This window comes from Thermonema lapsum, from assembly GCF_011761635.1.
GTDB lineage: Bacteria > Bacteroidota > Bacteroidia > Cytophagales > Thermonemataceae > Thermonema > Thermonema lapsum.
In genome coordinates this window covers 84,269-97,457 of sequence record NZ_JAASRN010000002.1, presented here as the reverse complement: position 1 = coordinate 97,457, position 13,189 = coordinate 84,269, and the positions used below count along the sequence as shown (strand labels likewise).

The window sequence follows — 13,189 nt, the reverse complement described above, 5'->3', positions numbered from 1 at the left end:
TCTTTTAAAAGACTTCTTGTCGCTACTTTTCAACCGCACTTTTCTATATTTGCACACATATGGCAGAAAAAACAACTTCATGGCAAGCCACCTTACAGACTGCTCTGGAGCGGCGGCGCCAAGCGCATAGCTTGCGCACTATAGCGCCTGTAGCAGAAGGAATGGTTGATTTCTCTTCTAACGACTATTTGGGTTTAGCACGGGATGCCCAGCTTTTGGAGCAAGCCCATGCCAAGGTAATGGAGCTGCGCCCTTTTCGGGGCGGTGCTACCGGCTCGCGCCTGCTTAGTGGCACACATGCTTACATGTGTGAAGTAGAAGACAAATTGGCATCTATTTTTGATGCCGAAGCCTGCTTGGTATTCAATTCGGGATATCAGGCAAATACGGCTCTTCTGGCTACCATCCCCCAAAGGGGCGATACCATTCTCTGTGATGAGTTGATTCATGCCAGCCTGCGTGAGGGGGCGCGCCTGAGCTTTGCCGAGCATTTCTATTTTCGCCATAACGACCTGAACGATTTGGAGCGGCGTCTGCAAAAAGCGCGAGGCAATTGTTTTGTAGTGGTTGAAAGTGTGTATTCTATGGACGGCGACCTTGCCCCCTTGAAAGAAATGCTGGATTTATGTGAGCAATATGGAGCATCTATGATTGTAGATGAAGCGCACAGTACTGGTTTGTGGGGGAAGCGGGGCGAGGGCATCTTGCACGCCGAAGGTTTGCACCAGCATCCCGCTTTGATGGCACGCGTGTACACCTTTGGCAAGGCTATCGGAGGGCATGGGGCTTGTGTAGCAGGCAGTCGTCTGCTTATTGATTATCTGCTGAACTTTGCGCGTGCTTTCATCTATACAACTGCCTTACCTTTGCACAGCTTTGCTTACATAGAGGCTGCTTTTAATAAGCTTGCGGCAACGCCCCCCGCCCTGCAAGAACGTTTGTGGCAGCTGGTGCATCATTATCGCCAAAAGCTACAGCAAGCACAGGCGCTCACAGACCTGCATTTTTGGCACACCCACTCGCCTATACAGATTGTAGAAGTAGGAGGAAACCAACGTACTCGGGCATTGGCGCACCATCTGCAGCAACAGGGCTTGGATGTGCGTGCAGTGTTGGCACCTACCGTGCCCGAAGGAAAAGAACGCCTACGCATCTGTTTGCATGCTTTCAATACTTTGGATGAGGTAAATACACTATTTGAGTGCTTTTATTCATGGAACAACAAGACATCTTTGTAACGGCTATAGGAACGGACAGCGGAAAGACAGTCGCGAGTGCTATCATAGCACAGGCTTTAGGAGCTGCCTACTGGAAGCCTGTGCAATCGGGATTGCCTCGCGATGCCGATTGCGTTGCTGCTTTGGTCTCGCATCCGGCTTTTGAGGTCATGCCTTCGGCTTATGAATTGCAAATGCCGGCATCGCCACATGCTTCGGCAGCTGCCGAAGGCGTGGAGATACGTCTGGAAAACATCACACGCCCCCAAACTACTAAGCCACTGGTCATAGAAGGAGCGGGGGGCGTGCTGGTGCCGCTCAACCGTCAACACTTTGTCATTGACATAGCCTTGCGTCTGGCGGTGCCTGTGGTCTTGGTTTCCAATCTATATTTGGGTAGTATCAATCATACCTTGCTTAGCTACGAAGCACTGAAGGCACGCCGTGTGCCTGTCTTGGGTATTATCTTCAACGGAGAACCTAACCCACAGAGCGAAGACATCATCTTGCACCACACGGGCTATAAAAAATTGCTGCACATCTTACCCGAAACAAAAATCGATAGAGCTTGCATTCGGCGCTATGCTGAGGAATTCAGAAAGAATGCATATGAGCTTATTGGAGAGAGATAAACGAAGTATATGGCACCCCTTTACGCCTTTGAAAGGCAGCCCCGAACCGCTACCATTGGTGCGTGCCGAAGGCGTATGGCTTTATACCGAAGACGGGCGTAAGATATTAGACGCCATTTCTTCCTGGTGGGTCAATTTGCATGGGCATAGTCATCCCTACATTGCCGATGCTGTTGTCAAGCAGGCACGTACGCTCGAGCATGTGATTTTTGCCGGCTTTACCCATGAACCGGCGGTGCGCTTGGCAGAGCGTTTGTTGCAAATACTGCCCAATGGCTTCAGCAAAGTTTTTTACTCTGACAATGGTTCCACAGCGGTGGAAGTAGCCTTGAAAATGGCAATGCAGTATTGGTACAATGCAGGAGTGCACCATAAGAAAAAAATTGTAGCACTCGACGGCGCTTATCATGGCGATACTTTCGGTGCCATGTCGGTGGGGGAGCGCAGCCCCTTTAATGCCCCCTTCGATGACTATTTGTTTGAAGTGGAGTTTTTACCTTTCCCTGCCTGCTATCATCCTTCGTGCTGCGCTGGCAAACGCCTTAGCCCCGCTGCTTGCGGGCAAGTAGCAACCCTCCTGAGCCGCTTCGAGCAGTTGGCTCAAAGTGGTGAAGTGGCTGCTTTTATCTATGAGCCTTTGGTGCAAGGAGCTTCGGGCATGCGCATGTACAGTGCCGAAATCTTAGACCAATTGCTGCACATAGCACAAAAATACGACATCATTTGCATTGCCGATGAAGTGATGACTGGCTTTGGGCGCACGGGGCGCCTTTTTGCTTCCGAATACTGCCTGCATAAGCCCGACATCATCTGTTTGTCGAAGGGTTTGACCGGCGGCACCATGGCTTTGGGCGTAACCGCCTGCACAGACCGCATCGTGGAGCCCTTCCGACAAGAAGACATTATGAAAACCTTCTTTCATGGGCATTCGTTTACTGCCAACCCTTTGGCTTGTGCTGCAGCCAATGCCAGCTTGGATTTGTTGTTGCAGCCCCAGTGTCTGAGCCGTATCGCTGCTATTGCACAAGCACATTTAGACTTCGAAGCGCACATCCGTGAGCACAGGCGGGTGCGGCAAGTTCGTTGCATGGGCACCATCTTTGCCTTGGAGATAGAAACCACACAGCAGACACATTACTTCAACGAAGCGCGCCATCACCTCTATACCTATTTTCTGGACAAGGGGATTCTGCTACGCCCTTTGGGCAATGTGGTGTACATACTGCCCCCTTATGTGATTGCCCCTGCTGAGCTGCAAATGGTGTATGATGCCATAGAGGTGATGCTCAATGAGCTGGGAGCACCCAGCGATACAGCTCGTAATAATGCACCAGCACAGCAATAAGCATGACCACTACCAAGCCGTAAATCCATTGGTTGGCTTTGGGGTAGCGGGTGGCAAAACGGGCGCCAGCAACGGCGCCTATCATTTGACCAGCAGCGCTGATGCTGCCATAGTGCCAATGCACTTGCCCTTGAAAGGCAAAAACAAGCAACACCGGCAAGCCAAACGCTGCCATAGTTACCAGTTTGTAGGCATTGGCACGCCTTAGGTTAAATTTTAAACCCATGACCATCACAATGATAAGAAAAATGCCCGAGCCTACTTGTATGAAACCGGCATAGATACCGATGGCAAAAAGCAGCAGCTGCCACCCCGGGTGTTTGTAGATTTGCTCTCGTTCCTCTTGTTCGCGCATCCAGCGCTTAGGGTTGAGCAGTGTAAGTACCAGCATGAACAGAATGAAGATACCGATGGCGCTCTCTATTACTTTTGCCGATACTATAGTGGCTATATAAGCTCCTGCAATTGAACCGATAAGCGTGGGTGCTAGTATCCATAGCGCTTCGCGGTAGTTGATTTCGTAGTTTTTGCCGTATTGCCACAAACCTACCATCGATTGTATGGCAACGGCTACCCGGTTGGTGCCGTTGGCAAGGGGGGCAGGCAAACCCATCCACATAAGCAAAGGCAGCATGATAAGGCTGCCGCTGCCCGCTAAAGTGTTGATGACCCCTACAATCAGGGAAGCAACAAAGAGAATCAGCTCGTTGGTCATAAAAGAGAAAAGGGTAATTTTTGAAAAACAGGGCTGGCAAGGGTTAGTGAGAGAGAGCCTGCACGGGCATTTCTACTTCCACATGACCTTGCGCATTGATGCGGGCAAGTGTAACGGGCACAAATTCATTGACGAGTAGAGGGTCGTAGTCGGCTTCCACGCGCACATAGTGTTCGGTGAAGCCGAACATTTTGCCATCTTTTACTTCCTCTTCAAAGAGCACCGTAGCTTCTTTGCCTAACTGTTGTTCATAGAAATGGCGACGTTTCTTTTCCGAAAGGATACGCAACATATCGGCGCGACGCTTGCGCTCACGCTCGGGCAGGCGTCCGGGCATAGAAGCAGCAGGCGTATTGGCGCGCTCCGAATAAGGGAATACATGCAAATAGCTTACCTCCAACTCGTTCAGAAAGCGGTAAGTATCCAAAAAGTCTTCTTCGTTCTCGCCGGGGAAGCCCACAATCACATCTACCCCTATACAGGCATGAGGCATGTAACGGCGTATGGTAGCTACCCGTTCGGCATACAATTCGCGTTGATAGCGCCGGTACATGCGTTTCAGTATCTTGTTGCTGCCCGATTGCAAGGGTATATGGAAATGTGGGGCAAAACGCTTCGAGTGGGCTACGAAGGCTATTATCTCTTCGGTAAGCAAATTGGGCTCTATGGACGAGATACGGTAACGCCCGATACCCTCTACTTCGTCCAGGGCTTTTATCAGGTCGATGAAGTGCTCTTGTCGGCGCCCGTCTATGATACCAAAATCACCAATGTTCACGCCGGTAAGCACCACTTCGCGTGCATCGGTTTGGGCAATGCGCTTTGCTTCTTCCACGAGGTCGGCAATGCGTGGGCTGCGGCTTTTGCCCCTTGCCATAGGAATGGTGCAAAAGCTACAGTTGTAATTGCAGCCGTCCTGCACTTTCAAAAAAGTGCGGGTGCGGTCGCCGTAAGAATAGGCATGTTCAAAATGGTTCTTTACCTCTTCTATGGGCGAGGCATATATTTCGGCTTGGGGTTTCTTTTCGAAGGTATCTACAAGCTCCAACAGGCGGAATTTTTCGGCAGCCCCCAATACCGCATCTACTCCTTCGATGCGGGCTATCTCTTGTGGTTTGAGCTGCGCATAGCACCCTATAATGGCAATGAATGCGTTTGGCGATATTTTCAATGCCTGTTTGACCACCTTCTGGCATTTGCGGTCGGCATGGTCGGTTACCGAGCAGGTATTGATAATGAAAATATCGGGCTGGTCGGTGAAGGGTACTACCTTGTAGCCTTTCTGCTCGAACTGCCTTGCTATGGTTGAGCTCTCCGAAAAGTTGAGCTTGCAACCCAAGGTGTAAAGTGCCACTCGTTTCATGGTCTCCGGCGGTCAAGATAAAGATTGTGCAAAATTACGAATTTCTGCTTTACTTTGTGCATAACCCATAAAATCCCAGAAACGTTTATGAAGAGGTCTCAAAAGCGTATGCGTGCCTTGCGTACTTTTTTTATAGGTATAGCAGCCATTGTAGCACTCAATCTGCTGGCACAATACTTTGTGATACGCATTGACCTCACCGAAGACAAACGCTACTCGATTGCGCCGCAAACCCAGGCGTTGTTGAAAGAGCTGGAAGGTCCTGTTTTTATCCAAGTGTATTTGCATGGCGATGACCTGCCTGCCGATTTTCGTCGCCTGCGTCGTTCTATCGAAGAGCTGCTCGAAGAGTTTCGCGTTTATGGCGGCAGCAACATTCAGTATCGTTTCATTGACCCACAAAGTGTAGAGCCTGCCGAAGCGAGAGACTCGCTCATCCAATATCTGGCAGCACACGGGGTGCTACCCACCAATGTGTTTGTAAGAGAGGAGGGCAAGCGGGTAGAAAAGCTTTTGTTTCCCGGTGCCATCGTTTCTTATGGCAACAAATACACTTCTCTTTCACTGCTTCAAGGCGACCAGCGGGCAACTTTAGCAAGACCGCAAGAAATCATCAACCACTCCATTGAGAATATGGAGTATGAATTTGCATCGGCTATATATCAGCTTACGCTCAAAAAAAAGAAAAAGATAGCCTATATCTACGGACACCGAGAGCTAACTCCGCCCGAGGTGGACGACCTGAACCAAAGCCTGTCTCGTTTCTTTCAAATTTATGGCATCCGTTTGCAGGAAGTATCGCTCGACACCCTCGATGCCCTCATCATAGCCAAGCCACAAACTGCCTTTTCTGAAGAAGAGAAATACCTGATTGACCAATATGTGATGAAGGGGGGGAGGGTGCTTTTCTTTTTGGATGCTGTAGAAGTGCGTGAAGATAGCATCAATACGCCTCAGGGGGCTGTATCTTTAGCTTATGACCACCAACTGATTGACCTGCTTTTTCGCTATGGCATCCGCTATAACTACGAGTTGATTGAAGACCTGAATTGCGGCGTCTTAGGGCTTATCATAGGGCAGATGGCAGGAAAACCCCAAATGGAATTTCTGCCTTGGCGTTATTATCCCATATTTTACAACTTCTTTCCGCACCCTGTTACCAAAAACCTGAATGCTATTTTGGGGCGTTATGTGTGCACCTTAGATACGGTGAAAGCCGAAGGCGTAAAAAAAGTGCCGTTGATTGCCAGCTCGCCCAAAACTAAAGTGCTTGATATTCCCTTTGTCATTCACTACAACGAAGCAAGGCTAGACCCCGACCCTGACTTATTTAACGATGGGGCACGCACCGTAGCCTACCTTTTAGAAGGGCGCTTCCGTTCTTTGTACCAAAATCGTATTCTGCCTTCGGACCCCCGCGCCAAAACCTTCATTGCCGAAAGCCAAAAGCCTACGCGTATGTTTGTATGCGCCGACGGCGACTTGATACGTAATGAGGTCAATTGGCAAAAAAAACAAGTGCTACCTTTAGGGTATGACCGCAATACTGGCATCACTTTCGACAACAAGCGTTTTGTGGTGAACTTGCTGCATTATATGCTCGACGACAAACAGCTTATTTTGGCGCGTAACAAAGAGGTGCGCTTGCGTTATTTGAACAAAGACCGCGTGCAGGAGGAGCGTACCTTCTGGCAGGCATTCAACCTTTACATGCCCTTGCTACTTACACTTATGCTGGGAATAACCTACCACCTCGCTCGCTATTGGCGCTTTGGCAGACAGCCCAAGGCTTGAGGGCTTGCTTGCTCGTTGCAGAGAGGGTGAAGTGCTCGCTGGAAACAGTCCAACGAAATGAGCCTGTAATTTCCATGTCTTTTACTTGTTTATTTAAAATGAGCGGCTTATCTTTGCGTTTCAAATTTATGTTTCACCTTTAAAACCCTTTTCTTCAAAAATTTTAAAGAAAGGAGGCAAAAAGAACCTGTATGAGTAATCAACCAATCGAAAATTTTAACTGGGAAGAACTCGAGAACAAAAAGAAATTCGCCGACGCAACCTTCTCGGGAGCCAAAGAAGAGGAGTTGGCGAAGCTTTATGAGCAGTCGCTCAGCCAAATCAACGAAAAAGAAGTGGTAACCGGTACGGTAGTAAGCATCACCGACCGTGACGTAGTTATCAACATAGGCTTCAAGTCCGATGGCTTGGTGCCTTTGACTGAATTCCGCGACATGCCCGATTTGAAACCCGGCGACCAAGTGGAGGTATATGTGGAGAAGGCAGAAGACCAAAACGGGCAGGTGCAGTTGTCGCGCAAAAAAGCCAAGTTGGTACGCGCTTGGGAGAAAATCTCGGAAGCTTACGAAAACGACTTGGTAGTAGAAGGTATAGTGAAGCGCCGTACCAAAGGTGGTTTGGTCATTGACCTCTACGGCATTGAGTGTTTCTTGCCCGGTTCTCAAATAGACGTGAAGCCTATCCGCGACTTCGATGCTTTCGTGGGCAAGAAAATGGAACTGAAAGTAGTAAAAGTAAACTACTCGAACGATAACGTAGTAGTATCGCATAAAGTACTCATTGAAAAAGATCTCGAAGAGCAGCGTCAGCAAATCCTCAACAACTTGGAGCGTGGTCAGGTACTCGAAGGGGTTATCAAAAACATGACCAACTTCGGGGTGTTCATCGACCTGGGTGGGGTAGATGGTCTGTTGCACATCACCGACATCTCTTGGGGTCGCATCAGCCATCCTTCTGAGTTGCTCGAACTCGACCAGAAGGTAAAAGTGGTTGTGTTGGACTTCGACGAGGAAAAAAAGCGCATCTCTTTGGGCATGAAGCAGCTGACCCCGCATCCGTGGGATTCGCTGCCTGAAGATATCCAAGTAGGTTCGCGTGTGAAAGGTAAGATTGTGAATGTAGCTGACTACGGCGCATTCCTCGAAATCATGCCCGGCGTAGAAGGATTGATTCACGTATCGGAAATGTCGTGGTCGCAGCACCTGCGCAACCCACAAGACTTCCTGAAAGTAGGCGACGAGGTGGAAGCCGTAGTGCTCACTCTGGACCGCGAAGAGCGCAAAATGTCTCTGGGTATCAAACAGCTGACCGAAGATCCTTGGACTCGCCCCGAAATCCCCACCAAGTATGCCGTAGGTACCGTGCACAAAGGTATTGTGCGCAACATGACCAACTATGGGCTCTTCTTGGAGCTGGAAGAAGGCATCGATGGTTTGGTACACGTATCGGACCTATCTTGGACTCAAAAAATCAAACACCCTTCTGAGTTTATCCAAGTAGGGGAAGAGCTCGAAGTGAAAGTATTAGAATTCGACCTTGAAAACCGTCGCATCGCTCTCGGACACAAGCAGCTGCAGCCCGACCCGTGGAATGCCATTGAAGAGCGCTATGCCGTAGGCAGCACACACAAAGGCAAGGTGGTGAACGTAAACGAGAAAGGCGCAGTAGTAGAGCTCGAAGAAAATGTGGAAGGCTTCTGCCCCAAACGCGAATTGACCAAAGAAGACGGCTCACTGCCCAAAGAAGGAGATAAGCTCGACTTCGTTGTGCTTGAGCTCTCAAAGGGTGAGCGCCGCATTGTCCTTTCTCATGTGAAAACCTATACTCCCGAAGACAAAGTGGTAGAAGAAAAGCTCAACAAAAAAGAAGAAAACAAAGTGACATTGGGTGATTTGGAAGAGCTTTCTAATCTGAAAGAGCAAATGGAGAAAGGAAAAGAACAAGGAAAAAAGTAGTCTGAGTTTGGTATAATTTCATGGCTAATGTTTGTTGGTAAAGGGGGCACTTTATGTGCCTCCTTTACTTTTTCTAACTGCTCTATCTCTTTTTTGCTTTGCGATTCGTTTCTGTATGCCTTTTTGCAGAGAGAATACTGCTGAGTGCATTCTGCATTTCCGTTTATATTCTCTTTTCCTTTCGAACGCACTCTTTTTTGTCGTTTCGAATCCCGCCTTTCGTTATTTCGACTTTTGGTGAGCAATCTACTGCTTTCGTGCCTTGCTTTAATAAGACTTTTTACACTGCGCTTACGCTCCGTTCGAAGTGATAAGTTTTGTTTTGCAGAAATGCCTGCTTATGTTCTAAAAATAAAGCATCTTAATCAAAAGACTTTTGCTGCTGCGGTTGAGTTCAAAGGCAGCTTTTTGAAACGAAGGTGCACCAAACACCGGGCGCACATTGTTCGAAAAAGCAAAGCCTTCGATGGGAACTCCCAAAAAGTTTTTATCCATCTTGCCGTTATCGTTCTCGTCGTGCATTACGGCTACGGCATAGGTGCCATAGGGCAGATTTTCAAAATCCACGACCGCCTTTAAGTTCTCTATAGGCACTTTGGCTTTGCGATAGGCTTGTGCCGCTTCTTCGGGGAATCCTTTTTTACCCTCTTCGGCAAAAAGACTCACCAACACATGCCCCTGCTGGTTGCGCAGATTGGTGATTTCTATGTGCAGCTTGCCGCAATTTGGGTTATACTTTTCGTGAGAGCTACTCATGAGCAATATGAATTGAAAGATGCTGACTATGAAATGATTCATGGGCGTTTTAGCTTTCCATTGAGCAGCACGCTGCGGCTGTCGTCGGGGTTTTGTATTTCATTATTGATAAGCCCCGTGCCAAAAATCATTTTCAAATCTTTCAGCTGTAGCCTGTTTGGGGCATATTCAAAGCTTGGATTCACTGCATAATAATAGTCCAAAGCTTTGTTTTCTTCGGTACGTACGTATAAAATAGCCCGCTCGCTACTGATAACAAAATAAAAGGCAGGATAAGTGATGCTGGCGGAGTCGGGATAAGAAGCCGCCCGCATCTGCGGAATGTTGCCATTGCGTTCTTCACTCCACAAGTAATCCAGCGAGCCGCTATAATCCCCCGTGATGAATATTTTATTGGGCGGTTCTGCATCCATACAGCCCGTGCAGCACAAACAAAGCCCCAAGGCAAAGAGTAAATATTTCATCATAAGCATTTTGGGTTATGACCTGAATGGCATAATGCAAAGGTATAAAAGAAATACCTCATGGCACTGAATACACTTAATTTTTATCTTTGTAACCCTTTGAAATCATAAACTTTTCGATGATATGCAAGTACTAAGCGAACAGGAGATTTTACGCCGTCAAAAGCTTGAAGAGCTCAAAAAACTGGGCATAGACCCTTATCCGGCAGAGCCTTTTCCGGTGAACGTAGTAGTAGAGGATATAAAACAAAACTACGAGAAGCGAAAGACCGACTATAAAAATGTGAGTCTTGCGGGGCGCATCATGAGCTTCCGCATCATGGGAAAAGCTTCTTTTGCCGAATTGCAAGACTCCACCGGGCGCATTCAGATATATGTGAACCGCGATGAAATATGCCCCGGTGAGGATAAAACATTGTATAACACGGTATTCAAGAAACTGCTCGATATTGGCGACATCATCGGGGTACAGGGGTATGTATTTACAACGCAGACAGGGGAAATATCCATTCACGTAAAAAGCTTCAAACTGCTGGCTAAGTCTTTGCGTCCCTTGCCTATAGTGAAAGAAGTGCGCGACGAGCAAGGCAATGTAAAAACCTATGACGCCTTTACCGACCCCGAGCAACGTTACCGCATGCGCTACGTGGATTTGATTGTCAACCCGCATGTGCGGGACATCTTCCGTAAGCGCACCAAATTGGTGAACGTCATGCGGGAATACTTCAATTCCAAAGGATACCTTGAAGTAGAAACTCCCATCTTGCAGCCCATTTATGGAGGTGCCAGTGCGCGCCCCTTCAAAACCCATCACAATGCGCTGGACATGACCCTCTACCTGCGCATTGCCAATGAGCTCTACCTCAAACGCCTGATTGTGGGAGGCTTCGACGGTGTCTATGAATTTTCAAAAGACTTCCGTAACGAGGGGATGAGTCGCTTCCACAACCCCGAATTCACGCAAGTGGAATTATATGTAGCCTATAAAGATTACTATTGGATGATGGATTTGGTGGAAGAGCTCATAGAAAAAATAGCTATTGAGCTGCATGGCGACACCAAAGTGCAGGTAGGAGAACATGTCATCGACTTTGCACGTCCGTGGAAGCGCTTTACTATGTATGAAGCCATTGAGCATTTTACTGGCATTGATATTTCGGAAATGGATGAGCAGCAATTGCGTGCAACTGCCGAAAAGCTGGGGGTGGAAGTGGACGACACCATGGGCAAAGGCAAAATCATCGATGAAATATTCGGTGAGAAGTGCGAGCCTTTCTTGATTCAACCCACCTTTATCATGGACTATCCCATTGAGATGTCGCCTTTGGCGAAAAAACACCGCAGCAAACCCGGCTTGGTAGAGCGCTTCGAGCTGATTTGCAACGGAAAAGAAGTATGTAATTCATTCACCGAGCTGAATGACCCCATAGACCAGCGCAAGCGCTTCGAAGAACAGTTGGAGTTGGGCAAACGCGGCGATGACGAAGCCATGGTCTTGGATGAGGACTTTCTGCGTGCTTTGGAGTTTGGCATGCCGCCCACGGCAGGTTTGGGTATTGGTATCGACCGTCTGAGCATGATAATGACCAACTCGCACTCTATCCAAGAGGTGATTCTCTTCCCACATATGCGCCCCGAAAAGCGCATTCAATATGCTACCAAAGAAGATTACTTGTCGGTAGGAGTGCCGGAAGCCCTGATTCCTGTTTTGCAGAAAGCCGGCATCATGACCTTAGAACAGTTGGCTGAAGCTTCGGTGAATAAGCTGCACAACGATGTGTGTGGCTTGCGGAAAAAGATGAAGGTAGAGGTCGCCAATCCTTCACAGGAAGAAGTGGCAGCTTGGATACATCATGCACAGGAAAAAGTATCGGCTTCTAAAAAAGAAGAAGGAACTGCCTCTTGATGAAGAAACGGACAGAACAAAGACAGATGATAACAACAAAAAAGGGTGGCGTAGTTAAGCCACCCTTTTGATTTTTAGCATCAAGCCAATGCTACTTAAGTACTTACTCAGCTTTTTGGAAAGCGATTTTATTTTCAGCCAAGTAATCTATCAGCGCCAGACGAAACAAATCTACTTCGGGGGCTCGTTCAATGGCTTTCATATAGTACTTGATGGCATCCGCCACAAAACCATGCTCTTTGTAGATGCTTGCGCGAAGGAAGGCACTTAAGGCGCTGCCGTCGTCATTCATGCCGGCAAGCGCTGTTTGTATTGCCTTCAGGCGCTCTTGGTTTTCTTCCTTGCCCACATAAAACTCGTCGGCAATGATTTGTGGGTTTTCTTCTGTCGTTATCTTAACCACAAAGCCTTCCTCGTCTTTATAGGGCGTGAGTTTGTTTAAGTCTAGTGTAAGCGTTGTATCTTGGGTGCTGTAGGTGGCTACTACCTCTTCTTTTTCGGGGTTCATATTCATTACCGTGATTTGGTAGGTGTAGCGCACTACTTTGTCGGGGCGCATCCAGGCAATCAACACTTCGTTGGGTTCAGCTACGATTACTGGCTCTGTTACAGGCACTAAAACTTTTAACTTGACAGCCCCACGGCGCTGTACTGCCCCTGTAATTGCCATGTATTTTCTATGGGCAGTGCGCAGGTCTTCTTGTTCTACCTTCTTTACTTCCGATACCACCTGTCTAAAGTATTTTTGGGTGGTGTTTTGGGCGCCTGCAGGCACTTGCTGGCTCAAATTGGCTACAACATAAGTTCCGGGTTTTTTGAGTTCAAGGGTATGCCCGTTTTTGTGCATTAGAGCAAGATAACCGCCTATAGCCACTACAATGCGGTCTTGGGCATGCAGCTCGGAGCCTGCCCACAGTCGTTCGCCGGTGGGGTCTTTTTGGTTGTTTCCGTAAGAAGCAATGACCTTGAACTCATAATTGCTTTGGGCAGCGGCAAGCAGACTGCCAAGCATACACAAAATGAACAGCATTTGTCTTTTCAT

General features: G+C 48.1%; 11 protein-coding genes. 6 read left to right on the top strand and 5 right to left on the bottom strand.

Translation table 11 applies throughout. The features are described 5' to 3' along the window. Positions 1-59: 59 nt before the first annotated feature. From FHS56_RS05770 to bioA, 3 genes are read left to right on the top strand one after another with little or no spacing between them, the layout of a single operon-like run. Positions 60-1,238 carry an aminotransferase class I/II-fold pyridoxal phosphate-dependent enzyme gene (locus tag FHS56_RS05770; protein ID WP_166918953.1) on the top strand — a complete coding sequence of 393 codons (1,179 nt, stop codon included), beginning with the start codon at positions 60-62 and terminating at the stop codon, positions 1,236-1,238. Beyond that, on the top strand, positions 1,214-1,849 hold the full coding sequence (gene bioD / locus FHS56_RS05765) for a dethiobiotin synthase (RefSeq protein WP_166918952.1): 636 nt from the start codon (positions 1,214-1,216) through the stop codon (positions 1,847-1,849). Before FHS56_RS05770 ends, bioD begins: the two co-directional genes overlap by 25 nt. Beyond that, a complete protein-coding gene (gene bioA / locus FHS56_RS05760) occupies positions 1,827-3,194 on the top strand; it encodes an adenosylmethionine--8-amino-7-oxononanoate transaminase (protein WP_166918951.1) in 1,368 nt (455 codons plus the stop codon). Before bioD ends, bioA begins: the two co-directional genes overlap by 23 nt. On the opposite strand, the gene FHS56_RS05755 is transcribed toward bioA, so the two are convergent. Continuing rightward, positions 3,136-3,909, bottom strand: coding sequence for a sulfite exporter TauE/SafE family protein (locus FHS56_RS05755; protein ID WP_166918950.1), 774 nt, complete (start codon positions 3,907-3,909; stop codon positions 3,136-3,138). The genes bioA and FHS56_RS05755 overlap by 59 nt on opposite strands. A gap of 43 nt (positions 3,910-3,952) precedes the next feature. Then, positions 3,953-5,272, bottom strand: coding sequence for a tRNA (N(6)-L-threonylcarbamoyladenosine(37)-C(2))-methylthiotransferase MtaB (gene mtaB, locus FHS56_RS05750; protein ID WP_166918949.1), 1,320 nt, complete (start codon positions 5,270-5,272; stop codon positions 3,953-3,955). An 87-nt stretch (positions 5,273-5,359) separates the two neighbouring features. On the opposite strand from mtaB, the gene gldG reads away from it, so the two are divergent. Continuing rightward, a complete protein-coding gene (gene gldG, locus FHS56_RS05745; RefSeq protein ID WP_166918948.1) occupies positions 5,360-7,066 on the top strand; it encodes a gliding motility-associated ABC transporter substrate-binding protein GldG in 1,707 nt (568 codons plus the stop codon). A gap of 191 nt (positions 7,067-7,257) precedes the next feature. Further along, on the top strand, positions 7,258-9,021 hold the full coding sequence (rpsA, locus tag FHS56_RS05740) for a 30S ribosomal protein S1 (RefSeq protein ID WP_166918947.1): 1,764 nt from the start codon (positions 7,258-7,260) through the stop codon (positions 9,019-9,021). A 345-nt stretch (positions 9,022-9,366) separates the two neighbouring features. On the opposite strand, the gene FHS56_RS05735 is transcribed toward rpsA, so the two are convergent. Beyond that, positions 9,367-9,819 carry a DUF2141 domain-containing protein gene (locus FHS56_RS05735; RefSeq protein ID WP_166918946.1) on the bottom strand — a complete coding sequence of 151 codons (453 nt, stop codon included), beginning with the start codon at positions 9,817-9,819 and terminating at the stop codon, positions 9,367-9,369. Continuing rightward, positions 9,816-10,244 carry a hypothetical protein gene (locus FHS56_RS05730; RefSeq protein WP_166918945.1) on the bottom strand — a complete coding sequence of 143 codons (429 nt, stop codon included), beginning with the start codon at positions 10,242-10,244 and terminating at the stop codon, positions 9,816-9,818. The genes FHS56_RS05735 and FHS56_RS05730 overlap by 4 nt, the downstream gene beginning before the upstream one ends. 121 nt (positions 10,245-10,365) lie before the next feature. On the opposite strand from FHS56_RS05730, the gene lysS reads away from it, so the two are divergent. Beyond that, positions 10,366-12,147: a lysine--tRNA ligase gene (gene lysS, locus FHS56_RS05725; protein ID WP_166918944.1), complete on the top strand. Its 1,782-nt coding sequence runs from the start codon at positions 10,366-10,368 to the stop codon at positions 12,145-12,147. Between the two features lie 103 nt (positions 12,148-12,250). Here lysS and FHS56_RS05720 read toward each other — a convergent pair whose 3' ends face one another. Beyond that, entirely contained in the window at positions 12,251-13,189 is a 939-nt protein-coding gene (locus FHS56_RS05720) for a hypothetical protein (protein ID WP_166918943.1), read from the bottom strand.